This window comes from Sphingobium sp. LMC3-1-1.1 (assembly GCF_040676285.1).
Taxonomy (GTDB): domain Bacteria; phylum Pseudomonadota; class Alphaproteobacteria; order Sphingomonadales; family Sphingomonadaceae; genus Sphingobium.
This window is the reverse complement of record NZ_JBEGHQ010000006.1, coordinates 55,044-81,120: the sequence shown is the minus strand read 5'-3', so window position 1 is coordinate 81,120 and position 26,077 is coordinate 55,044. Positions and strand designations below refer to the sequence as shown.

Below are 26,077 nucleotides of genomic sequence, written 5' to 3'. Positions count from 1 at the left end.
GTAGCATTCACGGGCGGGAATCCCGCCGATCCTTTTCCGGATAATCTTCCGGCTTTACCGTGCCGACATTAGGGCGATCCTCGACATCCTCCTGCCGCTGGCCGCCGCCCGTCCGGGGATCTTCTTTTTCCCGTCCCGGCAGTGTGTCGCCCATCGGCCCGCGCGGCATTTCGGCATTGCCCGGCTTATGCTGCCCTTCACTCATTGTCATTCTCCTCTGCTGTGCCGGGCTCGGCCATCTTGCGATGCTGCTCCGACAGGATGGAGGCGGGCGTGACATGCGCGGCCGCGGCCTGAAGCTTGTTCTTCCAGCCCGACACGATATGCGCCTTGCCGGCCATCAGCGCGTCCCAGCCATCCCTGGCGACCTTGGCAGGATCGTCCTTCTCCTCTGCCCCCACCTTGGTATCCAGCATGTCGGCGCGGTCGAAAAATTCCGTTTCCGTCGCGCCCGGCATCAAGTTGGTGATCGTGACGCCCTTGGCATCCTTGATCTCATTACGCAGCGCGTCGGCAAAGCTGTCGATGAATGCCTTGGTCCCGTTATAAACTGCCTGAAAGGAGCCGGGCACGAACCCGGCAATCGAACCCGTAATCAGCACCTTGCCCTCATTGCGGGCCACCATCGATTTCACGACCTTTTGCAACAAATAAAGGGTGCCAGTGATGTTCGTGTCGACTACCCGCCGCCAGTCTGCGACCTCCTGCTCCAGAAAGCCGTGGCCCAGACCGCGGCCGGCATTGGCGCAGAGTAGATCTACCTTGCGCCCCTTCGCCGCGTCGATCAGTCTCTCGACGCCCTGTATCGTCGCGAGGTCAGCCTCCACTGCCTCCACCTTCACGCCATGCCGGCGGAAATCGGTGGCCGACGCCTCGATCAACAGTTCGTCGGCCACGACCAGCAGATCATAACCATTCTGCGCAGCGAGATGGGCCAGTTCAAAACCAATGCCGGTGGAAGCGCCGGTGACGATGGCGAATTTAGTGGCTGCCATGGCGGCTCTCCTCTTTCGGGCTGGGGGTCATGCCGGGCTTCAGCACGACCTTGGTCACTTCATTCTGATGATCGTGGAACATGCGATATCCCTCCGCCGCCTCCTCCAGAGGCAAGCGGTGGCTGATGAGGAAAGTCGTGTCGATCTTGTCCTCCATGATCGCATTGAGCAGGCCGGGCATATAATGCTGCACATGGGTCTGCCCGGTCTTAAGCGTCAGCCCCTTCTCCATGAAGGCGCCCAGCGGAAATTTGTCGACGAAGCCGCCATAAACGGCGGGCATGGACACCCGCTCGCCCTTGCGGCAGGCGAGGATGGCCTGGCGGATGGAGTGCGTCCGGTCGGTGCCCAGGAAGGTCGACACCTTGATCTGGTCCCACACATTATCGGCGAAGAAGCCATGCGCCTCCAATCCGACCGCATCGATGCAGGCGTCCGGCCCGATGCCGCCGGTCATCTCCATCAGCGCCTCATAGGTTTTGGTCTGCTCATAATTAATTGTCTGCGCCCCGAAGCGCGCCGCCAGTTCCAGCCTTCGCGGAAAATGGTCGATGGCAATGACCCGCTCCGCCCCCATCAGGAACGCCGACTGGACGGCGAACAACCCAACCGGCCCGCAACCCCAGACAGCGACGGTATCTCCCGGCTCGATCCCGGCATTTTCAGCTGCCATCCAGCCGGTGGGCAAGATGTCCGAAAGGAACAGCACCTTGTCGTCCTCCACCCCATCGGGAATGACGATCGGGCCGATATCGGAAAAGGGAACGCGGACATATTCTGCCTGCCCGCCCGCATAGCCGCCGGTCATGTGGCTGTAACCGAAGAGGCCCGACATGGGCTGGCCATAGATGGTTTGAGCAATGTCCTGATTGTCGGCGGGCAGGCCATTATCGCAGGCGGAATATTGATGCTTGTTGCAATGGAAACATCCGCCGCATGCAATGGTGAAGGGCACGACAACGCGCTGCCCCTTTTTTAACGTGGAGCTCGGCCCCGTTTCGACGACCTCTCCCATGAATTCATGGCCCAATATGTCGCCCGCTTTCATCGTGGGAATGTAGCCGTCATAAAGATGAAGGTCGGATCCGCAAATCGCGGTCGAGGTAATCCGGATAATCGCATCCCGAGGGTTGATGATCTCCGGGTCATCGACTGTCTCCACCCGAACATCATGCTTGCCATGCCATGTCAGCGCCCGCATCAGACTTCCTCCTCCTCATGCGCCTGGCGGGTACGCGCCGAAGTCGCTATCTCGCCCGTCTCCATCAACTGTTTGAAACGCCGCAGATCGCGCCGCGCCTGAATGCCCGGTTCCCGCTGAAACATTTTGGCAATTACCTTGCCGATGATCCCGCCTGGCGGGTCATAAAGGATCGTCGCGCTCACCCATGTCCCGCGCCCGCCCGGCGCGTCGCGGAAATCAATCCGGCCGCTATTGGGAACGTCAGCGCCATCCTCCGAAGCCCAGACGATCGTTTCATCGGGCCTGTCCTCGGTAATGGCAGAAATCCATTCCACCGTCTTCCCGGCGGGAGCCTTAACCGTCCAGTGGGTGCGCCCCTCTCCCACCGGCTCGACCGACACTATATTCTCCATGAAACGGGGCAAATTGGTGAAGTCGCGCCAAAAGGCATATAGCTCTGCCCTGGGCCGACTGATGGTCACCGTCTTGCTGGCGAGCGCATCGCCCTGGGGTTCTGGCAGTTGGTCACCCATCTGCTCGATGCGATCTTCCTTGCGCGTGGTAAGGGGTGCGTCGTCGCTCGGGAGCGGCGCCTTTTTGTCGGCCATGCTGAGCCTCCTGAAGAGTGATCAAGGCCCCAACTAGCGGGCGGGGAAGCTCGTTCCCTCCATTCACGACAGACTGAACACGTCTGCTCGATAATAGTGATAGAGCGTTCCTGAGGCAGGCTGCGGAACATGTGCGAATAGCCATCGTTGACCGGCCATCAGTCAAAGGGAGAAAGCCCATGGCGCTTCATACCCATTACCCTTCCCGATCCCAAAGCCTGCTACTCGGCGCTGGCCTTGCCATCCTCGGTCTTGCCGGGCGCAAGCTGATGGTTCAGGCTCCCACCATGCTGGCCGGCGACTGGGACAAGGCACTCGCGACCGAGCATAAGGCAGCTCTTGCCCTGTTCGACGGCCTTGCCGCGACTGACGATGCAGCCAGCGGCAGGCGCCGGATGATGCTGATGCAACTTAAACATGCTCTGGGCAAACATGCGCTGGAGGAGGAGAACGCCATTTATCCCGCCATGCGCGAACATGGGATGAAGGCGGAGGCTGACGCACTTACCGGTGAGCATGGCTATGTGAAGCAATATCTCTATGATCTTTCGGACCTGCTGGACGATAATCCGGCCTTCCAGCAGAAACTGGCAAAGTTCCGCGCCGACATCGAAGGGCATATGAAGCAGGAGGAGCAGGAACTTTTCCCCCGCCTCCGTCAGGCGCTCGACGACAGCGCAACCAGCCGCCTCACGCGGCGGATGAATCAGGAAGGGCTTAAACTGGCCTGAAAGACGGGACATGACATATGAACACTCCAGACCCTGATCGGCGCACCGTGCCAACGGAACAAACGCGCGAGCCCAACATCTCCACTGAAAATCAGCCCAAGGGCTCAGGCCGGCGGCCCAGCGACACGCTAGACGGGCCGGAGGCGGACAGCGGTTCGGGCGGTGGCAATCTCGCGCGCGACATCGGATCGCGCGATGAGGAGCGGACGGCCACTGGCGGCGATCCAGAGCCGACGCGGGTGACGAAGCAGGACAAGGTGCAGCCCGACACCGGCACGCAAGCCGACAATGAGGGCGCGCAGACCTCGAAGGATTAGGGTTACAGCCTCCCAACGCACAACTGTTCTGTATTCCGCCTATCCGATCAGTCCGGAGCCGGTCCTAACGCCGTGGCCAACTCATCCAGCCAAAGGCCCGCCGTGCCATCCGAAGGCGCCCGCCAGTCGCCCCGCGGCGACAGTGCACCGCCAGAAGAAATTTTCGGTCCGTTGGGCAGCGCGGACCGCTTGAACTGGCTGATGGCGAAAAAGCGATAGAGGAAATTGTCCAGCCAATGGCGGATGGTGGGCAGCTCATATGCGACCTTGCCACTGTCCGGATAGCCCGCTGGCCAGACGCCATGCTCAATGTCCCTCCAAGCGTGCCAGGCGAGAAACGCGACCTTTGAGGGCGGCAAACCCTGCCGTACGATATGGTGCAGGAAAAAATCATTCAGCGCGTAGGGCCCGACCCGCGCCTCCGTGCTCTGCATCGCGCCACTGGCATCGGCTGGAACGAGTTCCGGGGAAATTTCGGTGTTCAATATCGCATCCAGGATACCGTCGGTCGCCTCGTCGAACTGCTCCGTGGCGATGCACCAGCGGATCAGGAACTGTATCAGCGTCTTGGGCACCCCGCTGTTCACGGCATAGTGGCTCATCTGGTCGCCCACGCCATAGGTGCACCAACCCAATGCCAGTTCGCTGAGATCCCCGGTGCCCACGACAAAGCCTCCATGCCGGTTGGCGAGCCGGAACAGATAATCGGTACGCAGGCCCGCCTGCACATTTTCGAATGTCACGTCATAGACCGGCTCGCCCCGCGCGAAGGGATGGTCCAGGTCCGCCAACATCTGTCGCGCCGCGGGCCGGATGTCGATTTCTTCCCCCGCCACGCCCAGCGCATTCATCAGCGCCCAGGCGTTACCCTTGGTCTGCTCACCGGTCGCAAAGCCCGGCATGGTGTAGCCAAGGATCGTTGAGCGCGGCAGGCCCAGCCGATCGCACGCCTTGGCGGCCACGATCAGCGCATGCGTGGAATCGAGGCCGCCGGACACGCCGATTACGAAATGTTTGCCCGCCGTCGAGCGGAAGCGGGTGACAAGCGCCTCCACCTGGATATTGAAAGCCTCGTAGCAATCGGCATCCAGTTCGGCCAGATCGGCCGGAACGAATGGAAAGCGGTGCACCGACCGTCGCAGGCCGATACCATCGCATCGCGGCTCGAAGGGGAAGCGCAGCTTGCGAAATCGCATTTCCGGATGCCCGGCCGCTTCCACGCTGTCGTTGAAAGTGCCATTGCGCATCCTCTCCAGCCGCAGCCGCTGTAGATCAACATCGGCATAGAGCAATTCCGGTTCATCGCCGAAGCGGCTCGATTCTCCCAGCAACTCGCCCAGTTCATGCACCATCGCCTGCCCATCCCAGGCAAGGTCGGTCGTGCTCTCGCCCGCACCCGCCGCGGAATAAGCGTAGGCGGCAATGCACCGCGCCGATTGGGAAGCGGACAGCAAATGGCGGTCCCGCGCTTTGCCGATGGTGATGTTGGATGCGGAGAGGTTGCAGAGCAGCAGCGCCCCGGCCATCGCGCCCATTGTGGACGGGGGCAGCGGCGCCCAGAAATCCTCGCAAATTTCCACATGGAGGACAAAGTCGGACTGCCCCTCGGCGGCAAAGAGCAGGTCGGCTCCGAAAGGCGCGCTATGTCCGGCAACCTCGATCGTCAGGCCCGCCAGACCGGCCCCTGGCGCAAACCATCGCTTTTCATAATATTCCCGGTAATTGGGCAGGTAGCTTTTTGGCACGACGCCGATCAGCGCCCCTTTCGCAATGACGAGAGCGCAATTGTAAACGCGCGCCGACCGCCGCAGCGGCGCGCCCACCAGCATCACCGGCAGGTCCACGCTCGCCTCGATCAGCCTTCCCACTTCCGCCTCGACACCGTCCAGCAAAGCATCCTGAAGGTGAAGGTCATCGATCGCATAGGATGACAGGCAAAGTTCGGGAAACAGGACAAGATCCGCACCGTCCGCCCCCGCTTGCTGCCCCAGTTCCATCACTGCTGCGGCATTGGCGGCCACATCCCCAACCGTCCCATGCGGAGTTGCGGCGGCGAGCCGAACAAGACCGTGGCGATGAATGGACATGAAATTTTCAGAAATGGTCAATGGCTTCCCCCATCATCTCCAGCGCGACCCGAAGCGATTCGATCCGCACCGGTCCGCGTCCGATATCTCCAAAATGCTCGACGCGGTGAACGGTCGCTCCATTGCGGCGGGCGGCAGCGAAATGGACAAGACCAGCCTCATCTCCTTCCGTCGCCGGACCGGCAAAGCCGGTAATGGCAAGCGTAATGTCGGCATGGGATTGTTCGATCGCGCCCTCCGCCATGGCAATAGCGACTTCGCGGCTCACCGCTCCGCAGACATCAATCTGTTCCCGGCGAATACCCAGCAGCTCGCACTTCGCCTCCTCGCTATATACGGCAAAGCCCCGCTCGAACGCATGGCTTGCCCCCTCGACATCGGTCAGCAGCGAGGCGAGCAAACCGCCCGTACAACTTTCCGCCGTTGCAAGCCGTAGTTCTGCCTCACATGCCGCCTTTAATACGGCCGCGGCTGTGTCCTCCACATCGTTGGGCAATATAGGGGATAGCGTTTCGGCTGACTTCGTTTCTCGATTTTGCGGCTTGCCCATGATGCGTCGCCTTATGCCTGCCTGCTTCTCGGTTATATCAAAGGAGTGTCTGGTGCTTGAGTTCCGCCTCGGGCGATCACGCATGTAGAAATTTTACCCGGCTCCTCCCCATGTATCGTGACAGCGAGCCAACAGGCGATCGCGGACCTTAAAAGCGCGGTTCAGCGTTTCTTTTGCAGCCGATATGGGAGAGCAGCATGCGGGTGTTACGCGACAATGGGCTGACGATCGTCCTCCTGCTTCTATTCGGCGGAAGTATAACAGGCCAATGGATTGCCGGCTGGCACGTGCAGATGGAAGACGCTCGACGTCACGGCGAAACCATGCTTTCGCTCGCGGCTTATACGACAAGCCCCAAATTCCTCTCAAGCGTGTTTGAGAATTGGGAAAGTGAATTTCTCCAAATGTCCGCCTATGTCGTTCTGACGGCCTTCCTGATTCAACGCGGTTCAGCTGAATCGAAAGATCCCGACAGTCCTCCCCGTGACAAGGATCTCGACCTCCAGGCGAGCAAGCCTGGGTCTCCGCATATACTGCGCTGGGGGCCGATATGGCGCGCGGTCTATGCCCGGTCCTTGGGACTTGCCCTCGGCATTCTCTTCATCGTCTCATTCATCATTCACTGGACGCAAAGCGCCCGGGTCGCGGCGCAGGAAGCGCTGTCCCATGGCGAGGCGCCACTTGGCACGCTGCATTATCTGGGCGATCCGCAACTCTGGTTTGAATCCTTCCAGAACTGGCAGAGCGAATTTCTATCCACAGCTGTGTTGATTGTGCTTTCGATCTTCCTTCGGCAACAGGAATCGCCAGAATCCAAAGCCGTCGCGGCGTCGCATGAGCAGACCGGAGAATAGCTTACCACCAGGGTCTGAAAATTCGCTGTCGGTACCGCCGGACGAAACGCAAAGACCCAAAAATTTTCACCGCAGGCAACTCCGGCGGGGCTTTCGGGTTCATGTCGGGACAATGTTGAGCCGGCGGCAGCGCTCGTCGGCTCACGACCTTCCCGACTGACAAGGAGCCGTCATGGCGAAGAAGCCCGCACCCTCGAAAGCCGCCTCGAAAGCTTCCCCAAAGTCAGTCCGCAAGCTGACGCCTCCGGATCTCGTCGGCGCCGATATGGGCGGAGAGTCGCCACAGAAGGTTTCGCCAGTTCCCGCTGATGCGGCCATTTCCTTCTCCTATGCCGAACCTCAGAAACAAGGTGGCGAAACGCATCAGGCGGCTGCGGACGAGGTCGCCACGCTCACCACGCAGCAGGGAATCCCGGTCGCGGACGATCAGAACAGCCTGAAGCAGGGCGCGCGCGGACCGACGCTCCTTGAAGATTTTCATTTCCGGGAGAAAATCTTCCACTTCGACCATGAGCGCATCCCCGAGCGCGTCGTGCATGCACGGGGCTATGGTGCGCACGGCTTCTTCGAACTGACCGACAGTCTGGCCGATGTCAGTCGCGCTGATATTTTCCAGCGTGTGGGGGAGCGTACGCCCGCCTTCGTCCGCTTTTCGACAGTCGCAGGTTCGAAGGGATCATTCGATCTCGCGCGCGACGTGCGCGGCTTCGCGGTGAAGATCTACACGCAGGAGGGCAATTGGGATCTGGTGGGCAACAACATTCCTGTCTTTTTCATTCAGGATGCGATGAAATTCCCCGACTTGATCCATGCGGCCAAGCCCGAGCCGGATCGCAACTTCCCTCAGGCACAGACCGCTCACGACAATTTCTGGGATTTCATCAGCCTGACGCCCGAGAGCTTTCACATGATCATGTGGGCGATGTCCGACCGCGCGATCCCGCGATCCTTCCGCACGATGGAGGGCTTTGGCGTTCACACCTTCCGGTTGCTCGACGTGGAGGGCCGGTCCACCTTCGTCAAATTTCACTGGAAGCCCAAGCAGGGTCTGCAGTCGGTGGTCTGGAACGAAGCGGTGAAGATCAATGGCGCTGACCCCGACTTTCATCGCCGCGACCTGTGGGATGCAATCAACGGCGGAGATTTCCCCGAATGGGAGCTTGGCGTCCAACTGTTCGACGATGCCTTCGCCGACAGCTTCGACTTTGATGTTCTCGACGCCACTAAAATCATTCCGGAGGAACTGGTGCCCATCCGGGTCATCGGTCGGCTCGTGCTCGACCGCGTCGTCGATAATTTCTTTGCCGAAACGGAGCAGGTGGCTTTCTGCACCCAAAACGTCCCGCCGGGCATCAATTTTTCAAACGACCCGCTGCTACAAGGACGCAACTTTTCCTACCTAGATACCCAGATTAAGCGTCTGGGCGGGCCAAACTTTACGCATATCCCGGTCAACGCGCCCAAATGCCCAATGGCCCATTTCCAGCAGGATGGGCACATGGCCATGCGCAATCCGAAGGGGCGCGTGAACTACGAGCCCAACAGCTGGGGTCCCACGCACGGCGGGCCGCGCGAAGACCCCGTTCGCGGGTTCAGCAGCTTTGCTGAGACCGCGGACGGCTCCAAACAGCGCGTGCGGTCGGAAAGTTTCGCCGATCATTACAGCCAAGCGCGGCAGTTCTTCGTCAGCCAAACTCCGATCGAACAGAAGCATATCGTCGACGCGCTCATATTCGAACTGTCCAAGGTCGAACGCCCGGACATCCGGTCGCGGACGGTGTCACACTTGCTCAACATCGATACGACACTGGCGGCCAAGGTGGCAGATGGCCTTGACCTACCTTTGCCCGATCCGGCAATCGCAGCGCGCAAGCCTATGGACCTGCCGCCTTCCGACAAGCTCAGCATCATAAAAAATGGGCCGGAGAGCTTTCGAGGTCGAAAGCTGGGCATCCTGTTGAGCGACGGGGCGGATGCGAACTTGCTCAAGGTGCTTATCGATCAAGTGGATGCAGAGGGAGCCGTGTTCGAGATCATCGCCCCGAAGATCGGTGGCGTAACCCTGTCCGATGGGACGCGGGCAGCTGCCAAGCACAAGATTGACGGCGGGCCATCGGTGCTGTTCGATGCAGTCGCCATCATCGTGTCCGCTGAGGGGGCAGCGCTGCTGTCGCTCGACGCGGCAGCCAAGGATTTTGTCACTGACGCCTTTACCCATTGCAAATTTATTGGGATCAGTGCCGAGGCAGAGGCGATCTTTGCTAAGGCGGGCATTGCCGGCGATCTGGACGAGGCCTGCCTGCCGCTTGGCAAGAGCGACGACGCCCGCACGTTCATCGCGGCGTGCCGCTCGCTTCGCCACTGGCCACGTGAACTGAAAGTCGATCTCGACGCGAGCCCCAAACCCAAGGCGTCGCCTGCGTAATCTTAGCGGTCGGCGCAAGTTTCTGATGGGAAGGGGATGCACGTTGAATGGGGTGTGGACGACCCTTTGCCGTCGTTCAGCGGCCATTATTCCGTTGCCAGGAGCGGACGGTCTGCAAGTCGCACTGCGCGCTCTAGAGCATCGTGTGCAAAAATGGGAACCGGTTTTGCACTTAAAATGATGCGAAAACAAAGAACTAGAGCACGCGACCTGCGTCCAATTTAGCGCAGCGTGCTCTAAATTGGCCACTCGCAGACTGGCGAACGTTGGTCGTCCCCTATCAACAGGACATTTCAGCAAGTCGACGGAAAAGCGTTTGCCATACATTCACTTCCCATCCTGCCGAAGCGATCAAGCCCGTCGCAACGATACCCGCCACCCAATTCGCTGTCGCCTCGACGCGGTCGTAAATCCCTCTTGCCTGCAACAACGGTGTTCCAGCCAGTGCGTCGAACTCGTCGTTGGAGAGATAGGCATACCCCTTCTGCCGCCAAAGGACCCGAGCGTCTGCCGCCACCTTTAAAAAGGCGCGATTGCTCCGAACAGTCACCACTTGGCTGGTAACGATATATGCGGCGACCAGCGCGAAAACCAACGCATAGGTCGGCTTCATCGTCGCAACCTTGGCAGCATCCATCGAGTATCGAAACGCAATCGTCACGATCGCCACCGCGACGTCGCGCCACAACCCGGAGGTCAGATCGCGGGTCTGCTGCGTGACCTTCCCCATCTCCTCGGCTAACGTCTTGCGCAGATCCGAAAGGCTCTTGATCGTATCCTTGCTGCCCTGCTGGATATGTGCGCGGTAGGCAAGTCCGGCGCTCTCCAGCGCAACCGGAAGGCTTTTCTCCAGCCCGCAAGCGAAGGCTTCGCCATCACGCCACTCCCGGGCTAGCTCGTTGGTGACAAGTGTATGCCGGAGCTCGGCGTCAGGGCCCTCAACGTATACCCAGCGCGCCGCTGCTTGGAGGCCTGCGAATGACGCGGCATCGACATCAGCTTCACCCAATTCCAGACGCCGCGTTGGCGTACCCGCCAGAACCACTCGCACAACGCCGTCAGCATCGTAAATCTCATTCACGAGCGATCGGCGGATGGAATTGATCGAAAAGCCACGCCAAACTGCGAACGCCTGGTCGGTTCGGGCACACTCCCCCTCGATCAGCCACGAACCGATCTCTCTCGGCGCCCTGGTGCTACCAGCAATAGTCCGTGCGAAACGACGTGGACTCGGGCCCGACCCGAACATTTTAGGGGCGGCGTCGCCATCGCCATCCATCCAAGGCTCGATGAGTATGCCGAGCGTTCGAATCGGCTCAGCGAGACCAAGGAGACGCACCACCGAAACTGGTGGAAGGTCGTTCAAGGCAGCAAGGACACGACGAAGACCATCAGCTGTCGCCACATGGACGGCGTTCGCCGGATGGGCGATCTCGACCGTAAGGCGCAGATCGACACCCTCAAGTTCATTTAGATCCGCTACGCGCAAATCATGAATCTCGTCGAACTCGTCTCGGCAAGTGAGGCGACAGTGGTCGATCGCGCAGGCCTTGGCCACCTCCCGCCAAGCGGCGAGAGCCGGATGGGACAGTTGGCCGGTCACCGTCAACGTGCCGTTGATCTCGCTGACCGTTAGTCCAGCGGAGGCGTCAAGTGCTGCGGCGACGGTCGATGGCATCGTCGTCGTCCACGGTGACGCACGTGGTCGTGATCAGGATTTCCGTGTCGCCAGTCTCCAACTCCCGCTTCACGATCCGTCCGCGATCCTCCTCATTGAACAAAATCTGGATACCTTCGACCGTTTCGATACGCCGCCGCGGCGTCCGGGGAATCGCGGCGGGATCAACTTGGAATGTCTCTTCATCAAGCCTCGCCGCCGCCAGCTTGCGCTGATAAGTCCGACGCACCGGAGAATTTTCGGGAAGCACGCCAAACACTGCGTCGAAAAGCTGCCCCTGAGTTTCAGGCCCAAATTCACGAGTGGCACGCAGCTGCTCGTTGATTCGCCGCGCCCCGCCCTTTCGGATCTCGGGATCCAAGTCGTCCCGATGGTGCCTCATTACGTCTTTGAGCACGCGCTCGGCCTTCTTCGTGAACTCGGCTGGAGTTGCAGCCCGCTTAACGCGAAGGAATTTGCCAAAGTATTCCGAGATCCCATCTGGCTTTGATCGGTCGCGAACCATAAGTTCGCCGTCCTCAGCGCCGAGGCGCACGAGCGCAATCTTCTGCAGGGATTCGCGCTTGGTCGAGAATGTCTGTCGGAACTCCTCAAGGATCGCCGTACGGCGACCATCGGCATCAGCGATGTCGTACTTCAGTACCTGGTCGTTGTCGTACTTCACTAGCGCGAACAGCCTCGCACCTTCGAAAGTACTGAGGAGGAACAAAAAGAACACGCCATCGATCGAGTTCTGCCTATGCTCATGCTGGAATGCCGCCGCTAACGCCTCGGACCCTGTTACGAAGCGTGCCTCGTTGGCGCTGACGTCCCGCAGCGTCGCCATGGTCGGCGAATCCGGTCTGAAGCGATAAGCATTTCCACCTAACGCAGACTTGATCCGCTTCAGGAAGAACTCCGTGAAGATAGGTGGATCGAACTCGGCAAGCAGGATCGGGTCCGCGAGATCAGGGCCGACCACATGGAATATCATCCGATCAATACGTAAATCATCGCGTTCAGCATCACTTAGAAACGGCAAATTTCACCCCCTCCAGCGAGCTCTTGTGCATTCCACAACGCTGGTCAGAAAGCACATACTCATCGAGGGACGAAGCGTAAGGCTTTTTCACGCACTTTCACCATGTTGGAGCAAATTATATAGAACATATAGTGAACATAGTCAATTCCGTTTGCAAAGCCTCAACGGAGCAAATGCGGTTGAACCCGGCATGTGACAGCTGCCAGAAAACCTTGCATCTTCGGCTTCTGGACAATCTGTCGAGCAATCTTGTCCCCAAACCGTCCATCCAGCGTCAAAGCGTAGTCGCCCGATCTGAAACGCAGCTCACCCGTCATGTCGGCAAGCTTCTCGAAGATCGGTCGGAAACCATTCCCATGTCCCGTGCTGCGCGCAAAGCGCGAAACCCCTGCTTCGGTCATCGCCTCGAGTGCTTCGCCATAATCGCTCAAGCTTGAGAGTTCGGGATTCTGGGTTAGGCTTTCCAGCACACCGATTCCCTGATCAGCGACGACAAATTCGAACTCTCCCCTACCGGAAGAAAAAAGTGCGACAGCAGAAGTAGGAAACTGGGAATGATCGATCGCATTGCCTATGATTTCGCCTAATGCGGCGACGAGATAACCTGCCTGTGATCCAAATCCGGCATTTTTAGCCGCCATGTGAGCATCCATCTTGAAGCTCCTGACAGTCTCTGCATCCTCCAGCGCAGCACCAGTCGCCACGCCTTGCCGATGATCTCCGGCGCGCCATTGTCGGCGCTTCGCCAGAAATGCGTCCAGCAGCAATTCGTGAGAGCCATCGTTGAGCCAGCGGTTTTGCCTGATCTCCCGCAGCTTCTCGGCTGAACCGAGGCACGCCACTTCTATCAACGGGCCGATCGCCCCCGCTCGGAAAAGCAGGCCGTCCATCCTTGGCGGATGCCCGCGTTGCCAGGCCCTGCCGAGCCCATCGACCACATTGTAATCGAACGAGGGGGTGAGAAGGTCAGGCTGCAAGTTTGGCTTTCGGCATGTTGGACGCGAACCAGAGGTTCGATACACGGATGTTCTCCTCAAGCAGCGCATCGACAGGTTGCCCAACGTCTGTGAGATGCTTGATCCAATCGCGATTCCCGTCCTCGTCCAGGATGGCGACCTCGCGATGTTGAGCCTTTTCGAAAGGTGAGCTATCGATAAAACTCACGTCAAAATTTTCAGCCAGCATGCCGCCCACCATGGACCCGCCGCGAAGAAACAGCCCAAGACGCTGGGAGGAGGCTGTCGATAATTCACACAACCAGCGCGTGTGCTGCATCATCCGTCCAGGGTTGCGAGTGCCAGTTGTGAACTCATAGGCGATGTGCGTGACCTCGGGGTGGTTCGCGATGTAATCTCCCCACCGTCGAAAATCGGTCCGCGTCCGGCCATTCACATGGAGCGCGGCTGGCTGCCCCTCACAAATAAGCTCATGATATGACAGCACGATGCGGCGCATTGAATGAAGATCATCCCAACGCGGACGGTCAACGATCAGACTGAAATTTGGTGTAGTCACCATGGCGATGCCCAGTCGCCTCAAATTTGCTATGGCTTTCTGCCGGCCCTTTCGTTCCAGCTTCCACCACTTTTCGACCTCCCGGTCCTGAGCAACACCTGAAAGGATGATCCGCGAACCAGGTTGCAACTTGAATGCAGTTCGTACCGCCTCGATGTCCGCGAACCGACAGTCTCCATGGCGGTCGAAAAAGCGATAAAGGGGGATGGCAATCGCCGGGGCTGAAACGCCGTCTTTGAGCGCGCTGCCGTGAAAGAATAGCGGAATGTAGGGCGGAAGCTGTTTAACAGAGTGGAATGGGCCTTGCGGCGTCTCAAACTGAAAGCCCTGTACCTCTCGCACCCGGTCAGCGTAGATATGGGCGTTCGGACAAACGATCTGACAGGTGGTCGGATCACCACAGCAGTTATCAAGGCAGCTGAAGCTCGCGCCGTCTACCGTCTGGCCGCCGCAAATACCTTTTTCTGGGCAGTCAATGCACCCCAATGACATGGCCGCATCGGGTCGGCTCCAAAGACGTCTGAATGCACGTTGCTCACGGGACATCTGCCATTTGCCTCTTAGTGGATAGTAACCTCGAACATCCCGCTGATTGGGTCGGATGCCACGACGCTCGCCCGAGCGATGTTGCAGCCCTGCGCTAAAGATAGCCGAAGATTTTGGGTCGGGTTGGAAAGAAGGATGACGGGCGACATTCCGCGTCGCCCCACCAATTGACTGCCTTCCAAGCGGACGGAGAAGGATTCGCCAACAGACACTTTGGCGTTACCTATTGCCTCAGCTTCATAGCGACTGGGAGCCCGGTCCGCCCGCCGCGCAAACAGGTCCGGCGTGTTAGCTGCGAGGGCTGCATTGTCCCAGCATTTTTCAAAAGACCGTTTTGTCTTTGCTTTGAAATCAGCTCCCACCTTCGCCTCCTGCAAATATAGGTTTGTAGGTCTTGGTACGCCCTTGCGACTGTTCGCTAATCAGTCCCAAAGACGACAAAGAGGATAACCGGTTATTCCATGCAGTAACTTTTATGTCGCCCTTTTGTACTTCCATTAGACGAGTTGCTGTCGTTTCACCATAACGGTTCACAAGGTCGAAAGTGAGTTGCTGCATGGGATCCAACGTGCCTACATGACGGCAGCGGATAATTTCTCCATCAACGCCAAGCGTGCAGACCATGACAACGTCGCCGCGAGGCTGAACAACCTCCACCAGATCATCGACAATATCGCTCACTGCATTAGCCACAGCGGGATAATAGTTGGATTTCCGGCTTCGCACGAAGGTGCGAAAGGCGATCACCGCCTCCCTGAGGAAACTCGCGGTGGCGATGTCGATGCCGCTAAAGTCGAGGAAGAGCGGCTCGGGATTCGATGGCTCAGCGGGAAACATCTCCACCAGCTTCGCGTAAAACTGCCGGCCGCTTGGGGCGCCCGACAAAATTTTCTCACCTGCCAGCTTTGCAACACTCAGAATCACATCGACCTCAATCTCATGTTATTTACGTGAGATACATGATTCGGATGAGGACGGCAACCCGTTGGCGGGCCCGGATATGTAACTGGCGCATCGCCCGGCGGACATTTAGATGTATTCACTCGACATTCGATTGGGCAACCGCAAACGGGAAATGCGCACTTGGTAGATGTTTTCACGGCAGCCTTAGCTGGAGCGCTCGCGGAAGTGGCTACCGCTGCCACTGTCAGTACGGTGGCGAGCGGTGTCATTGGAAATCGCGCTGATGCGCTTCTTGTCCGGTCGTATCGAGCGATTTCTGCGGGTTTCCGGCAACTGGCCGCTGGTCCCGATGTCAAAGCCGCGCAGGTTATTGTCAGCGCCGTTCGGTTGGCATTCCAGCGAAGCCTCGCGACTTATGTCGATACGCTATCTTCTCAAGCTACCAACATGGCCGAACGCCTTTTTGTAGAAGACCTGCAGACCGCGACCAGGTCCGGTCTGGAGGACCCTAGTTTGGATGCGATTTTGCAACTCGCTGACACCATCCGCCCATTATTGGCAAGCATATCTGGTGTAGCCAGTTGGAGCGAAACCACGCCTCTGATCAGTCCGATTGTGGCTTGGTGCGAAAGCGTCGCCGGTGCCATGCCGCCCCATTTCAGGGCAATGCTTACTGAACAGGCGCCGAACGGTTCCCCGCCATGGATCATGAACTACCGAGACGAACTTGCAACCGAGCTCCTCAGAAACGCGGATTTCGAAAAGCTGCTCGTGACCAGCCAACTGAGCGAAGTTGCCGACAGCAATGATAGGCTACAGGCCGCGGCAAAATGTATGCAATTTAGTTTGGATGTCGTGGACGCAAAATTAGGTCGAGTTGATGGCAAGGTCGATCAACTGATTCTGCTACATAACGATCAGCTCGCAAAGTTACAAAAGCTCAGCGGACTCCTCCATCAAATTGGCAGTGTCGCAAGTCCTGAAATGTCCGATCGCATACTGGCAAGCGCGATGTATGGCTTGTCAGGACAGATAACACCTGTGGCGCTGATATTTGTAAGCGCGTTCGGATCATACCGGAATGTTGACGGTTTGAGCCGAATCGATCGGCAATTGCTTACTCGAGAAGTCCAGTCACGACTTATGAACGCGGCTGGGAGCTTTTCCTATGTCGGTAGGTTTGATGGGGGCGAGTTTGACGTCATCATAAAAGAAATTGCGGGTATTCAGGACGCGATGGATCGGTGCCATAATATCTTGACCGCCTTCTTTCGACCTTTTGAAATCGGCGGCAGCAGTTTCACGCTGACACCAAAAATTGGAGTAGCGGTCTCGCCTGACCATGGTTTCTCACCCGACGCGCTCCAACGCAACGCTGACTTGGCATTGCGCTCCACCTTAGGTTATGGCGCACGGGACATTGTAATATATTCTCCCGAATTGCATTCCGACGCTGAGGACCGCAGGCAGATCGAAAGCGATCTCAGGTACGCACTCCAAGCGGATGGATTGCAGCTTGTGTTTCAGCCTATCCTATCACTTAGCGAGAGAAAGGTTGTTGGCTATGAGGCGCTTGTCCGTTGGCTACATCCGGAACGTGGCCTAATTTCTCCTGCGATCTTCATTCCCATCGCCGAGGACGCTGGCCTGATTGGCGAGATGGGTGGCTGGATACTGCAAGCCGCTTGTGCCGTAGCGGCGGACTGGCCTGATGATATCTGGGTCGCAGTGAACATATCACCAGACCAGTTCGCGAATCCGGAGTTCCCCTCGACCTTGGCGAAGGCGCTTACAGAAACCAGGCTTCCCTCCAACCGATTGGAATTGGAAATCACCGAAAGCATCTTCCTGAACGAGGACCAAGACACCAACAAAACGTTCAGCGATCTGAAATCGCTTGGTGTACGCCTCGCACTAGATGATTTCGGCACGGGATACTCATCACTTGGGTATCTACGAACAGCACCATTCGACAGGATCAAGATAGACCAAAGCTTTGTTCGCGGTGCCACAAACCCCGACAGTCGAAATATTGCGATTATTGAAGCGATAGTCACGCTCGCAAATAGTGTAAAGATCGAGGTTACGGCTGAAGGCATCGAAACCGAAAGTGAACTGGAGTTGGTCGAGTTTTTAGGCTGCACCCATGTCCAAGGCTACATGTTGGGACGGCCGTTAAGCGCTGATCAAATTTGCGCAGTTGCTGGATAGCCGCTCCAAATCGCGTTAATATTCTTTGGCCAACCTCCGCTTGAGCCATGTTGCTACCTCAGCATAGTGATGATGCCCCGCTTCGGGAAAGCTCCGCGGTCTTGCCCCGCCGGACTGCGCAGGAAGCCCCATCCTTCACTCCGAAGCTGCCATTGATCAGGCTCGAGAACGGCCGCTTTCGAAGGATGACTGCTCCAGACCGGACTGAGCAAAATGTCCCCATGCTAACCGCCCATGCCGGGACCACCGAAGCGATTTCATCTTTGCGGCAACGGATCAATTTGGGCCTATTTTATGCCGTTTTGCACCAGTGACATCATCTGAATGTGGGAAAATGATGGGTAGCAAAAATTTGGAATGCCCTATGCCCCGAAAGCCGCTGCCTGACCAAATAGATCGATTGATCACCGTGAGCGATTTCGCAGAAATTGCACGCCTTTCACGCCGCCAGATCGACCGCCTGCGCACGCGCCGCCCAGGAAATTTCCCCCGAGAATATGAATTGGGCACCGGGAGCAGCAAACACCGCCGCTGCCCCCGGTTCCGACTTTCAGAGGTGCAAGCCTGGCTCGACAGCCGGGCCCTGTGGTGATCGCGCTGCACCTGAAACGGCATCGGCCCCTTCCAGTTGTTCATGCACGCCAGCCCGGCGCGCTATCGCCAGCACCTCATTTTCCCAACGCGCAAACCAGCGCCGCTTCTCCTCTTCGAGATCATAGCGGTCATAGGTCCGCTCAAGTCCAGTCTTCAGATGGTTGAGCATCGCCTCGGCGGTTTCGAAATCGACATGCAGACGCTTCGTATTGGACCGCGCCGTCCGGCGAAAATCATGGGGCGTAAACCGCTCGATTGGTCGTCCGGCCAATTTCGCCATCCGGGCGACGACACGATCCCTGGCCTCATACCAGCCCTGCGTTCGCGGCCCCTCCACCTTTTCCGCTGGGAACAGCCATTCCGAATTGGAACGGAACAGACGAAGGCCCCACGGCCCCAGCGCGATCCGATGCGCCTGTCCGTTCTTGGAACGCTCCGCCGGAATGGTCCAGATACCATCCTGAAGCTCAGCAGTTTTTGCGAAGACGACCTCGGAGAAGCGCGCCGCCGTCAATAACCAGAGGAGCATACCACGACGGAAATCCCGCCGCTCCTCGGCAAGCGCCAAAAGAAGCCATGACAGTTCATCCAGGCTGAGCTTCCGCGCCCGTGGCGTTTCGGGGAAGCGCAGATCGCCCAAGCGGCGCGCCGGATCGACCTCAAGCCCGACCTCCTTTCCCCGCAGGGACGCTGTCCAGCCGAAGAACACCTTCAATTCCGCAGCGAGCCGGTTGGCGCGAACCTTTGCCGTCTTTCCCTTCTTTTCCACCAGCGCGATCAGGTCGTCCTCGGTGACGTCATAGATAATCTTCTTACCCAGCTTGGGCTCCACATCGCGGCTGAATATGGCGATCTTGTCCGCTATCGTCCGCGGTTTATTCTTGCGCTTGGACCGGGAGGCCCGCCCTTCCCGAACCGCCGCCATATATAAGGCATGCGCCCTGTTCACCGTCATGGTGTCGCGGCGCTCCTGCTCCTGCCAGATATCCCGGGGATCGGTACCGGCATCGATCATGGCGTTCAGTTCGTTCGCCCATTCCCGAGCGGCGGCGATGGTGAAAGCCGGATAGGTCCCAAGCGTTCGTCGCAGGAACCCCCGCTTAGTTGGAACCCAGCGCATATATTTCCAGACCTTCTTGCCGCTCGAGAGCATCTGGATTGCCAGCCCGGGGGTGAGCGGATCGTTTAGGGAATCCTTCGCCATTCCGTCGATGAGCGAAGGGGTAAGCGTGATGGTGCGATTCATAGTCCGACATCCTGGTCGGCCCCTATCCAGATAAAATCGCGATAAAAATCGCGATAAAAGAGGAGTCGAATCCGGGCCAAATGAGGCCAACCGGGTCCAACTCCCTGATGTCGCGATTTTCCGATAAGTCACTGAATACAGGCCGAAACTAGAGGATTCGGCTGGCTGGGGCGGCAGGATTCGAACCTGCGCATGGCGGTACCAAAAACCGCTGCCTTACCGCTTGGCTACGCCCCAGCATCGGCCGGACAATGCCGGCGCGGACCGCCATATAGCGCCTGCCGCGCGAAAGGAAAGCCTAGTCATTATTTTCCGGAACCGCCAATATGCACGCCGCCCTGTCCTCTCAGCCTGGAACCGACCGGCATGCCCGCTCCCCCTTCTTCCTCCCCCGCCCCGACGTCCCAGATCGCACCCGCTTCGCCGCTGTTCCTGCGCGAGGACGAGATCCGGCGCGGCATAGAGATGCTCTATTTCGGCTATTCCGCGCTGACCCGCTCGATCGACGAGGGGCTCGCCGCGCAGGGGCTGGGCCGGGCGCATCATCGCGCGCTCTATTTCATCTCGCGCCAGCCTGACCTCACCGTCAAGGACCTGCTGCGCCTGCTGGCGATCACCAAGCAGTCGCTCGGCCGCGTGCTCAACGACCTGATCGAGCAGGGCTATATCGAAACTCGCCAGGGCGCGAATGACCGGCGGCAGAAATTGCTGCGGCTCAGCGCTGCCGGCATGGCGCTGGAGGCAGAGCTGTTCCGCGCTTTGCGGGAAAAGATGGCGGCGGCCTATGCCCAGGCGGGACAAGGCTCCGTCACCGGATTCTGGCGGGTGCTGGAGGGGCTGATCCCGGATCAGGACAGGTCCATGGTGTTCGGTTTGCGCGGCCGGTGAAGGATCGTTACGCAACCTTATCGCCGCCGGGGCGCTTATCAGGTCTTTGTTGAAGGCAAGATAAGGGTGAACCATGCGCACATCATTCCTGGCCGCCATGTCGGCACTGACCGTCCTTGGCCTCTCGGCCTGCTCGGAAAAAGCGGCCGATAATCTGGAAAATGCCGGCTCCGCGATCGGCAATGACGTCAGCAACACGATGGACCAGGCCGGCGCCAGGATCGACCGGGGCCTCGACAGGGCGGACAATGCCATAAACGAAGGGTCCGATCGCGTCGGCGCGGCCATGGACAATGCGTCGCGCGACGCCGAACGCGAAGCGCGCGAAGCAAAGCGCGACGTCGGCGCCGCCATGGAACGCGCGGGCAACGACATGCGCAAGGACTGACGGCCGGGCAAGGCCCCGTGGGCAGAACAGGGCGCCACGGTCCTCCATTTCGCAGGCGGCCCTTGACCTGAGCGCTCATCCGCAGCACCAGCGGCATCATGCATGGCGCCGCGACCGACCCCTCGCCTCCCCACCGGCTGATGATCGGGCGCCCGGAACTGGCGCTGATCGGCATCACGCTGCTGTGGGGCGGCACCTTCCTGATCGTGCATCAGGCCATGCGGCACAGCGGACCGCTGTTCTTCGTCGGGCTGCGCTTCGGCACCGCGGCGCTGATGGCCCTGCCCTTCGCCCTGCCCGTCCTGCGCGGCGTCACGCGGCGCGAATGGCTGGCCGGAACGATGATCGGCTCGGGCATTTTCTGCGGCTACACGCTCCAGACCTGGGGTTTGCAGACAATCCCCAGCAGCACTTCCGCCTTCATCACGGCGGCCTATGTGCCGCTGGTCCCGATATTGCAATGGGCCATCCTGCGCCGGCGGCCGCGCCTGGCAAGCTGGATCGGCGTCGCTCTGGCCTTTGTCGGGCTGCTGCTGATCGCCGCGCCGGCCGAAGGTCTGTCGCTCGGCCGGGGCGAGGCGCTGACGCTGGTCAGCACGATCGCCATTGCGCTGGAGATCATCTTCATCAGCCTGTGGGCCGGCCGCGTCGACGTGGCGCGCGTCACCTTCATCCAATTGGCGGTGACGTCCCTGCTGGCCTTCGCCTGCATGGTGCCAGCGGGAGAGGCTGCTCCGCCCTTTTCCTGGATCGTCACGCTGTCGGCTTGCGGCCTGGGGCTGATGACGGCGCTGATCCAGCTCGTGATGAACTGGGCGCAATGCAGCGTGTCGGCGACGCGGGCGACGCTGATCTATGCCGGGGAGCCGGTCTGGGCCGGCCTCATCGGCTGGATCGCCGGCGAACGCCTGCCCGGCAGCGCCCTGCTGGGCGGCGTGCTGGTGGTCGCGGCCGTGATCATCAGTGAAATACGCTTCGGACGGCGTTAGCGGCGGAAAACTGGCGCGCGCTTTTCGAAGAAGGCCGCGAACGCCTCCTGCGCCTCGGCGGACTGAAGCGTCTCGCGGAAAAGACGCGCCTCTTCCTCGATCCGCTGGTTCAGCGCCGTCAGGTCGCCCTTCATCAGCCGGCGCGTCGCGGCCAGCGCCTGGGGCGGCTTGGCCATCAGCATCGCCGCTTTCCGCCGGGCGTGGTCCAGCAGCGCGTCGCCCGGCACGATCGCGGTGACAAGGCCCGCCTGATCGGCGGCCTGCGCGTCCAGTGGTTCCCCCAGCAGAAGCATGGCGGCCGCCTTGGCATAGCCCAGCGCTGCCGGCGCCAGCAGGCTCGACCCCGCCTCCGGCACGATCCCCAGATTGACGAAGGGCATGACGAAGCGCGCATCGGGCGCCGCATAGACCAGGTCGCAATGGAACAGCATGGTCGTCCCCACGCCCACGGCAAGCCCCTGGACCGCCGCGACGATCGGCTTTTCGAAATTGGCGATGGCGCGGATGAAGGCAAAGGCCGCCTCGCCGCCCTGCGGGCCGGCCATGAAATCCTTCAGGTCATTGCCCGCGCAGAAGGCGTCGCCCTTTCCCGCGAACAGCACGGCGCCGATTTCGGTCCGGGCGGCCGCGTCCGCCAGCGCAGCGGTCATCGCACGGTACATGTCTGCGGTCAGCGCATTCTTCTTGTCGGGCCGGTCGATATGGATCTCGATAATGCCCTGATTTTCCAGGATGCCTATCCCCTCGCTCACGACCGGAATCTCCTTGCTGTTCCTGCGCCCGTTTCCGCGCGCCCTGGTCCGCCGCGACTGTTGGCTGATCGGCGCAGGCGCGTCTATCCTTTTCCGATCATCCTGCCTAAAGGCGACCCAATGCAACGCCTGCGCGAGATTCTGGACCCTTTCCTGCTGCTGCTGATCGGTACGGTGGCGCTTGCATCGCTGCTGCCCGCGCGCGGAAGCGCCGCTGCTGTGGCCGGCGCCGCTGCGGACGCCGGCATCGTCCTGCTCTTCTTCCTGCATGGCGCAAAGCTGTCGCGCGACGCGATCTGGGACGGTACCCGGGCCTGGAAACTGCATCTGGCGACGCTGGGCACGACCTTCGCGGTCTTTCCCCTGATCGGGCTTGCGACCGGACAGGCGACGGCAATCCCACCTTCGATGCGTGCGGGCTTGCTGTTCCTGACGTTGCTGCCCTCGACCGTCCAATCCTCGATCGCCTTCACCGCCATTGCGCGGGGCAATGTCGCGGCGGCGGTGGTCAGCGCATCCTTCTCCAACCTGCTGGGTATCGTGCTGACGCCCGCGCTCGTCGCGCTGACGATGGAAGAAAGCGGGACCGGCAACCTGATCTCGCTCTCCTCGATCGAGGATATCCTGCTGCAACTGCTGCTGCCCTTCATCGTCGGGCACCTTTCGCGACCATGGATCGGCGGCTTCATCAGCCGGCACAGGGCAATGATGGGTCGGGTGGATCGCGGGTCGATCCTGCTGGTGGTCTATGCCGCCTTCAGCGCGGCGGTGGTGGAAGGATTGTGGCAGAAAGTGTCGCGCGGCGAATTGCTGTTGCTGGCGGCGATCTGCATCGCCATGCTGGCCACCGTCCTGCTCTTCACTCATTTGCTGGGGCGGCTGCTCGGCCTGTCGCGGGAGGATGCGATCGTGCTGCAATTCTGCGGATCGAAGAAAAGCCTGGCGACGGGCGTCCCCATTGCCGGCGTGCTGTTCCCCGCCAGCGCGGTGGGACCGATCCTGCTGCCGCTCATGCTCTTCCATCAGATCCAGCTGATGGCCTGTGCGGTGCTGGCGCGCCGCTACGGCGCGGCGGCAGACGCCAGGGCGCATCTGGCTGCGGCGACGTGACGCGATGGACCAGCCGATCCTGACGCCCATCACCATGAATGCCTTTCTCGGTCAGATCGACGCGCTGGTCCGGGCCATGACAGCGTCGCAATGGCGACCCGATCATCTGGTGGGCATGGGCCGTGGCGGCCTCGTTCCCGCCACCTATCTCAGCCATGCCACTGGAATCGCCATGCTGTCCGTCGATCTCTCGGCCAAGCTGCCCGACTTCGGCGATGCGCTGCTCGCCAGACTGGCGGAGCGCGCCGCAGCCGGCGAAAGGCTGCTGTTCGTCGACGACATCAACGACAGCGGACGGACGATCAACGCCGTGCGCCATGCCCTGGCCGCCGCTCCGGCGGGATCGGCGCGCTTTGCCGTCCTGATGGACAATATCCGGTCCGCGGCGAGCGTGGACTATTGCGCGGACAGGATCGACCGCAGCGTCACGAAGGACTGGTTCGTATTCCCGTGGGAAGCCGTGGCCAACCGCGACAGCATATTGGCCGACTGGAGCGACGTGCCGGAAAGGACCGCATAGGACGCGTCCTCCCGCCATTGCCGTGGGCAGGCGATTATTGTACATGTGTAAAACGTGTCAGCTTGGGTGGGGCTAAGATAGTGAAATATGGCATGGAGGCGTGTTCCGACGCGGCATGGGCGCTGCATGCCATCCATTCCCGATGCGCGGAACGGACCCGTCGGCATTTCTTCTCCCGCATACCTTATGCGGGGGATGAGCGGTGGCCGCTTTCGCCCTATGCCGGGCCGTGGCTCACTTTCGACAAATATCCCGCGCAGCCAGGCGTGACGCGGCTGCAGCGCGCAGCGGCCGCGGGATGAAGCCGGCATGACCAGGGCCTATGACGCGGTCATCATCGGCGGCGGCCATAACGGTCTGGTCTGCGCCTTCTATCTGGCGCGCGCCGGGTACCGGGTGCGGATAGTCGAACGGCGCGCCATTGTCGGCGGCGCCGCCGTGACGGAGGAATTCCACCCCGGCTTTCGCAATTCCGTGGCCAGCTACACGGTCAGCCTGCTCCACCCCCGGGTCATCCGCGACATGGCGCTGGCCGAACATGGCTATCGCGTGCTCGAACGGCCGATCAGCAACTTCTTCCCCCAGCCGGACGGCCGCTATCTGAAGCTGGGCGGCGGGCTGGAACGGACGCAGGCGGAGTTCGCGAAGTTCAGCAGCAGGGATGCCGCCACCCTCCCCGCTTATTATGACGCGCTGGAGGTCGTCGCCGACCTGTTGCGCGACATGACGCTGCGCACACCTCCCAATGCAGGCGACGGGCTGGCGATGATCGCCGCCGCGCTCCGGCAGGGCCGGCGGATCGGCGGACTGACGCTGGAACAGCAGCGGGACGTGCTGGAACTGTTCACCCGCTCGGCGCGCGGCTTCCTCGACGGCTGGTTCGAGAGCGAGGCGGTGAAGGCCGCCTTCGGCTTCGACGCTGTGGTGGGCAACTACGCCTCGCCCGATGCGCCGGGCAGCGCCTATGTGCTGCTGCACCATGTCTTCGGGGAGGTGAACGGGAAGAAGGGCGCCTGGGGCCACAGCGTCGGCGGCATGGGCACGATCACCCGCATCATGGCCCAGGTCGTGCGCGACCTGGGGGTGGAGATCAGCCTGGAGGCGCCGGTCGCGTCCGTGCTGGTCGACGGCGCGCGCGCCGTGGGCGTCCGGCTGGAAAGCGGCGAGGAAGTGATGGGCCGGGCGATCATCGCCAATGTCGGCCCCAAACTGCTCTATGAGCGGCTGATGGACCCGGCCGACCTGCCGCAGGATTTCCTGAAGCGTATCCGCGGGTTCAAGGCGGCATCGGGCACCTTCCGCATGAATGTCGCGCTGTCGTCCCTGCCCGACTTCACCTGCCTGCCCGGCGTGGGCGAACATCACCAGTCGGGCATCACCATCGCGCCGACGCTCGACTATATGGACCGCGCTTATATGGACGCGAAGCGCGAGGGCTGGTCGCGCCAGCCGATCGTCGAGATGCTGATCCCCTCGACCGTGGACGAAAGCCTCGCCCCGCCCGGATGCCATGTGGCCAGCCTCTTCTGCCAGCAATTCGCGCCGGTCCTGCCCGACGGCCGCAGCTGGGATGAGGAACGAGAGGCGGCGGCGGATCACATCATCGCGACGGTCGACGCGCATGCGCCCGGCTTCGCCCGATCGGTGATCGCGCGGGACATCCTCTCCCCGCTCGACCTGGAACGGAAATTCGGCCTGGTCGGCGGCGACATCATGCATGGCAACATGACCCTGGACCAGCTCTGGGCGGCTCGCCCGGTCCTGGGCCACGGCGCCTATCGCGGACCATTGAAGGGCCTCTACATGTGCGGCGCGGGCACGCATCCGGGCGGTGGGGTGACCGGCGCGCCGGGGCATAATGCGGCGCGGGAGGTGTTGAAGGACGGCACGCTGCTCGGCCGCTGGCTCGGCCGGGGCTGACCGCGCGGGGGAAGGAAAGGGGGAGCATACTTGCCCTGTCCCCCAC

26 protein-coding genes and 1 tRNA gene are annotated in these 26,077 nt (G+C 60.5%); 12 read left to right on the top strand and 15 right to left on the bottom strand.

The features are described 5' to 3' along the window. Positions 1 to 7 precede the first annotated feature (7 nt). The 4 genes from MRBLMC3_RS09310 to MRBLMC3_RS09295 are packed head-to-tail and all read right to left on the bottom strand — an operon-like array spanning position 8 to position 2,786. Entirely contained in the window at positions 8 to 205 is a 198-nt protein-coding gene (locus MRBLMC3_RS09310; protein WP_363827867.1) for a hypothetical protein, read from the bottom strand. Continuing rightward, positions 198 to 995, bottom strand: coding sequence for an SDR family NAD(P)-dependent oxidoreductase (locus MRBLMC3_RS09305; RefSeq protein ID WP_363827864.1), 798 nt, complete (start codon positions 993 to 995; stop codon positions 198 to 200). The genes MRBLMC3_RS09310 and MRBLMC3_RS09305 overlap by 8 nt, the downstream gene beginning before the upstream one ends. Then, positions 982 to 2,196, bottom strand: coding sequence for a zinc-dependent alcohol dehydrogenase (locus MRBLMC3_RS09300; protein ID WP_363827861.1), 1,215 nt, complete (start codon positions 2,194 to 2,196; stop codon positions 982 to 984). Before MRBLMC3_RS09300 ends, MRBLMC3_RS09305 begins: the two co-directional genes overlap by 14 nt. Further along, a complete protein-coding gene (locus tag MRBLMC3_RS09295; RefSeq protein WP_363827858.1) occupies positions 2,196 to 2,786 on the bottom strand; it encodes an SRPBCC family protein in 591 nt (196 codons plus the stop codon). The genes MRBLMC3_RS09300 and MRBLMC3_RS09295 overlap by 1 nt, the downstream gene beginning before the upstream one ends. Positions 2,787 to 2,965: 179 nt before the next feature. On the opposite strand from MRBLMC3_RS09295, the gene MRBLMC3_RS09290 reads away from it, so the two are divergent. Together MRBLMC3_RS09290 and MRBLMC3_RS09285 are read left to right on the top strand one after the other, a co-directional pair. Next, positions 2,966 to 3,517: a hemerythrin domain-containing protein gene (locus MRBLMC3_RS09290; RefSeq protein WP_363827855.1), complete on the top strand. Its 552-nt coding sequence runs from the start codon at positions 2,966 to 2,968 to the stop codon at positions 3,515 to 3,517. 17 nt (positions 3,518 to 3,534) lie between these two features. Next, positions 3,535 to 3,834 (top strand): hypothetical protein, encoded by a 300-nt coding sequence (locus MRBLMC3_RS09285; protein WP_363827852.1) that lies wholly within the window; start codon positions 3,535 to 3,537, stop codon positions 3,832 to 3,834. 47 nt (positions 3,835 to 3,881) lie between these two features. Here the strand turns inward: MRBLMC3_RS09285 and MRBLMC3_RS09280 are convergent, their stop codons facing one another. Together MRBLMC3_RS09280 and MRBLMC3_RS09275 are read right to left on the bottom strand one after the other, a co-directional pair. Next, positions 3,882 to 5,921 carry an NAD(+) synthase gene (locus tag MRBLMC3_RS09280; protein WP_363827848.1) on the bottom strand — a complete coding sequence of 680 codons (2,040 nt, stop codon included), beginning with the start codon at positions 5,919 to 5,921 and terminating at the stop codon, positions 3,882 to 3,884. A 7-nt stretch (positions 5,922 to 5,928) separates the two neighbouring features. Then, the gene (locus MRBLMC3_RS09275) at positions 5,929 to 6,471 is read right to left on the bottom strand and encodes a CinA family protein (protein ID WP_363827845.1); all 543 of its coding nucleotides are present in this window, start codon (positions 6,469 to 6,471) and stop codon (positions 5,929 to 5,931) included. A gap of 197 nt (positions 6,472 to 6,668) precedes the next feature. Here MRBLMC3_RS09275 and MRBLMC3_RS09270 point away from each other — a divergent pair, with 197 nt between their 5' ends. Next, positions 6,669 to 7,325: a DUF6766 family protein gene (locus MRBLMC3_RS09270; protein WP_363827843.1), complete on the top strand. Its 657-nt coding sequence runs from the start codon at positions 6,669 to 6,671 to the stop codon at positions 7,323 to 7,325. 172 nt (positions 7,326 to 7,497) lie between these two features. Next, a complete protein-coding gene (locus MRBLMC3_RS09265) occupies positions 7,498 to 9,750 on the top strand; it encodes a catalase (protein ID WP_414714639.1) in 2,253 nt (750 codons plus the stop codon). Between the two features lie 280 nt (positions 9,751 to 10,030). Here the strand turns inward: MRBLMC3_RS09265 and MRBLMC3_RS09260 are convergent, their stop codons facing one another. From MRBLMC3_RS09260 to MRBLMC3_RS09235, 6 genes are all read right to left on the bottom strand, one after another. After that, positions 10,031 to 11,428, bottom strand: a complete 1,398-nt coding sequence (locus MRBLMC3_RS09260) for a hypothetical protein (RefSeq protein WP_363827840.1) — start codon at positions 11,426 to 11,428, stop codon at positions 10,031 to 10,033. Beyond that, a complete protein-coding gene (locus tag MRBLMC3_RS09255; protein ID WP_363827838.1) occupies positions 11,400 to 12,449 on the bottom strand; it encodes a nucleoid-associated protein in 1,050 nt (349 codons plus the stop codon). Before MRBLMC3_RS09255 ends, MRBLMC3_RS09260 begins: the two co-directional genes overlap by 29 nt. A 161-nt stretch (positions 12,450 to 12,610) precedes the next feature. After that, positions 12,611 to 13,339 (bottom strand): ATP-binding protein, encoded by a 729-nt coding sequence (locus MRBLMC3_RS09250; RefSeq protein ID WP_363827836.1) that lies wholly within the window; start codon positions 13,337 to 13,339, stop codon positions 12,611 to 12,613. A 76-nt stretch (positions 13,340 to 13,415) separates the two neighbouring features. Then, a complete protein-coding gene (locus MRBLMC3_RS09245; RefSeq protein WP_363827834.1) occupies positions 13,416 to 14,510 on the bottom strand; it encodes a hypothetical protein in 1,095 nt (364 codons plus the stop codon). A gap of 14 nt (positions 14,511 to 14,524) precedes the next feature. Further along, positions 14,525 to 14,872 carry a hypothetical protein gene (locus MRBLMC3_RS09240; RefSeq protein WP_363827832.1) on the bottom strand — a complete coding sequence of 116 codons (348 nt, stop codon included), beginning with the start codon at positions 14,870 to 14,872 and terminating at the stop codon, positions 14,525 to 14,527. Continuing rightward, positions 14,862 to 15,434, bottom strand: a complete 573-nt coding sequence (locus MRBLMC3_RS09235; protein ID WP_363827828.1) for a hypothetical protein — start codon at positions 15,432 to 15,434, stop codon at positions 14,862 to 14,864. The genes MRBLMC3_RS09240 and MRBLMC3_RS09235 overlap by 11 nt, the downstream gene beginning before the upstream one ends. Positions 15,435 to 15,593: 159 nt before the next feature. Here MRBLMC3_RS09235 and MRBLMC3_RS09230 point away from each other — a divergent pair, with 159 nt between their 5' ends. Beyond that, complete coding sequence (locus MRBLMC3_RS09230; RefSeq protein WP_363827825.1) at positions 15,594 to 17,624, top strand: putative bifunctional diguanylate cyclase/phosphodiesterase; 2,031 nt, start codon at positions 15,594 to 15,596, stop codon at positions 17,622 to 17,624. Between the two features lie 550 nt (positions 17,625 to 18,174). Here the strand turns inward: MRBLMC3_RS09230 and MRBLMC3_RS09225 are convergent. Together MRBLMC3_RS09225 and MRBLMC3_RS09220 are read right to left on the bottom strand one after the other, a co-directional pair. Continuing rightward, positions 18,175 to 19,464, bottom strand: coding sequence for a tyrosine-type recombinase/integrase (locus MRBLMC3_RS09225; RefSeq protein ID WP_363827822.1), 1,290 nt, complete (start codon positions 19,462 to 19,464; stop codon positions 18,175 to 18,177). A 162-nt stretch (positions 19,465 to 19,626) separates the two neighbouring features. Next, positions 19,627 to 19,701 (bottom strand) — tRNA-Gln (locus MRBLMC3_RS09220). Between the two features lie 129 nt (positions 19,702 to 19,830). Between MRBLMC3_RS09220 and MRBLMC3_RS09215 the strand changes: the two genes are divergently transcribed. The 3 genes from MRBLMC3_RS09215 (at position 19,831) to MRBLMC3_RS09205 (ending at position 21,729) form a co-directional block, all read left to right on the top strand. Then, a complete protein-coding gene (locus MRBLMC3_RS09215; protein ID WP_133654621.1) occupies positions 19,831 to 20,352 on the top strand; it encodes a MarR family winged helix-turn-helix transcriptional regulator in 522 nt (173 codons plus the stop codon). Between the two features lie 73 nt (positions 20,353 to 20,425). Next, entirely contained in the window at positions 20,426 to 20,740 is a 315-nt protein-coding gene (locus MRBLMC3_RS09210; protein WP_133654620.1) for a hypothetical protein, read from the top strand. 95 nt (positions 20,741 to 20,835) lie between these two features. Next, the gene (locus MRBLMC3_RS09205) at positions 20,836 to 21,729 is read left to right on the top strand and encodes a DMT family transporter (RefSeq protein ID WP_363827941.1); all 894 of its coding nucleotides are present in this window, start codon (positions 20,836 to 20,838) and stop codon (positions 21,727 to 21,729) included. Here the strand turns inward: MRBLMC3_RS09205 and MRBLMC3_RS09200 are convergent. Then, on the bottom strand, positions 21,726 to 22,481 hold the full coding sequence (locus MRBLMC3_RS09200; RefSeq protein ID WP_363827819.1) for an enoyl-CoA hydratase-related protein: 756 nt from the start codon (positions 22,479 to 22,481) through the stop codon (positions 21,726 to 21,728). The genes MRBLMC3_RS09205 and MRBLMC3_RS09200 overlap by 4 nt on opposite strands. A 120-nt stretch (positions 22,482 to 22,601) precedes the next feature. Here MRBLMC3_RS09200 and MRBLMC3_RS09195 point away from each other — a divergent pair, with 120 nt between their 5' ends. The 4 genes from MRBLMC3_RS09195 to MRBLMC3_RS09180 all read left to right on the top strand — a co-directional run bounded on the left by MRBLMC3_RS09195 (position 22,602) and on the right by MRBLMC3_RS09180 (position 26,031). Further along, positions 22,602 to 23,591, top strand: coding sequence for a bile acid:sodium symporter family protein (locus tag MRBLMC3_RS09195; RefSeq protein WP_363827816.1), 990 nt, complete (start codon positions 22,602 to 22,604; stop codon positions 23,589 to 23,591). Between the two features lie 4 nt (positions 23,592 to 23,595). After that, positions 23,596 to 24,111, top strand: coding sequence for a phosphoribosyltransferase (locus MRBLMC3_RS09190; RefSeq protein WP_363827813.1), 516 nt, complete (start codon positions 23,596 to 23,598; stop codon positions 24,109 to 24,111). Between the two features lie 92 nt (positions 24,112 to 24,203). After that, positions 24,204 to 24,413 carry a hypothetical protein gene (locus MRBLMC3_RS09185; RefSeq protein ID WP_363827810.1) on the top strand — a complete coding sequence of 70 codons (210 nt, stop codon included), beginning with the start codon at positions 24,204 to 24,206 and terminating at the stop codon, positions 24,411 to 24,413. A gap of 7 nt (positions 24,414 to 24,420) precedes the next feature. Next, the gene (locus MRBLMC3_RS09180) at positions 24,421 to 26,031 is read left to right on the top strand and encodes a phytoene desaturase family protein (RefSeq protein ID WP_363827806.1); all 1,611 of its coding nucleotides are present in this window, start codon (positions 24,421 to 24,423) and stop codon (positions 26,029 to 26,031) included. Positions 26,032 to 26,077 lie beyond the last annotated feature (46 nt).

What these genes read in the sequence shown, in the direction of transcription:
- MRBLMC3_RS09310 (WP_363827867.1), bottom strand. Translation starts at nt 205, where the DNA reads ATGAGTGAAGGGCAGCATAAGCCGGGCAATGCCGAAATGCCGCGCGGG.
- MRBLMC3_RS09305 (WP_363827864.1), bottom strand. Translation starts at nt 995, where the DNA reads ATGGCAGCCACTAAATTCGCCATCGTCACCGGCGCTTCCACCGGCATT.
- MRBLMC3_RS09300 (WP_363827861.1), bottom strand. Translation starts at nt 2,196, where the DNA reads ATGCGGGCGCTGACATGGCATGGCAAGCATGATGTTCGGGTGGAGACA.
- MRBLMC3_RS09295 (WP_363827858.1), bottom strand. Translation starts at nt 2,786, where the DNA reads ATGGCCGACAAAAAGGCGCCGCTCCCGAGCGACGACGCACCCCTTACC.
- MRBLMC3_RS09290 (WP_363827855.1), top strand. Translation starts at nt 2,966, where the DNA reads ATGGCGCTTCATACCCATTACCCTTCCCGATCCCAAAGCCTGCTACTC.
- MRBLMC3_RS09285 (WP_363827852.1), top strand. Translation starts at nt 3,535, where the DNA reads ATGAACACTCCAGACCCTGATCGGCGCACCGTGCCAACGGAACAAACG.
- MRBLMC3_RS09280 (WP_363827848.1), bottom strand. Translation starts at nt 5,921, where the DNA reads ATGTCCATTCATCGCCACGGTCTTGTTCGGCTCGCCGCCGCAACTCCG.
- MRBLMC3_RS09275 (WP_363827845.1), bottom strand. Translation starts at nt 6,471, where the DNA reads ATGGGCAAGCCGCAAAATCGAGAAACGAAGTCAGCCGAAACGCTATCC.
- MRBLMC3_RS09270 (WP_363827843.1), top strand. Translation starts at nt 6,669, where the DNA reads ATGCGGGTGTTACGCGACAATGGGCTGACGATCGTCCTCCTGCTTCTA.
- MRBLMC3_RS09265 (WP_414714639.1), top strand. Translation starts at nt 7,498, where the DNA reads ATGGCGAAGAAGCCCGCACCCTCGAAAGCCGCCTCGAAAGCTTCCCCA.
- MRBLMC3_RS09260 (WP_363827840.1), bottom strand. Translation starts at nt 11,428, where the DNA reads ATGCCATCGACCGTCGCCGCAGCACTTGACGCCTCCGCTGGACTAACG.
- MRBLMC3_RS09250 (WP_363827836.1), bottom strand. Translation starts at nt 13,339, where the DNA reads ATGGACGGCCTGCTTTTCCGAGCGGGGGCGATCGGCCCGTTGATAGAA.
- MRBLMC3_RS09245 (WP_363827834.1), bottom strand. Translation starts at nt 14,510, where the DNA reads ATGTCCCGTGAGCAACGTGCATTCAGACGTCTTTGGAGCCGACCCGAT.
- MRBLMC3_RS09225 (WP_363827822.1), bottom strand. Translation starts at nt 19,464, where the DNA reads ATGAATCGCACCATCACGCTTACCCCTTCGCTCATCGACGGAATGGCG.
- MRBLMC3_RS09215 (WP_133654621.1), top strand. Translation starts at nt 19,831, where the DNA reads ATGCCCGCTCCCCCTTCTTCCTCCCCCGCCCCGACGTCCCAGATCGCA.
- MRBLMC3_RS09210 (WP_133654620.1), top strand. Translation starts at nt 20,426, where the DNA reads ATGCGCACATCATTCCTGGCCGCCATGTCGGCACTGACCGTCCTTGGC.
- MRBLMC3_RS09195 (WP_363827816.1), top strand. Translation starts at nt 22,602, where the DNA reads ATGCAACGCCTGCGCGAGATTCTGGACCCTTTCCTGCTGCTGCTGATC.
- MRBLMC3_RS09190 (WP_363827813.1), top strand. Translation starts at nt 23,596, where the DNA reads ATGGACCAGCCGATCCTGACGCCCATCACCATGAATGCCTTTCTCGGT.
- MRBLMC3_RS09185 (WP_363827810.1), top strand. Translation starts at nt 24,204, where the DNA reads ATGGAGGCGTGTTCCGACGCGGCATGGGCGCTGCATGCCATCCATTCC.
- MRBLMC3_RS09180 (WP_363827806.1), top strand. Translation starts at nt 24,421, where the DNA reads ATGACCAGGGCCTATGACGCGGTCATCATCGGCGGCGGCCATAACGGT.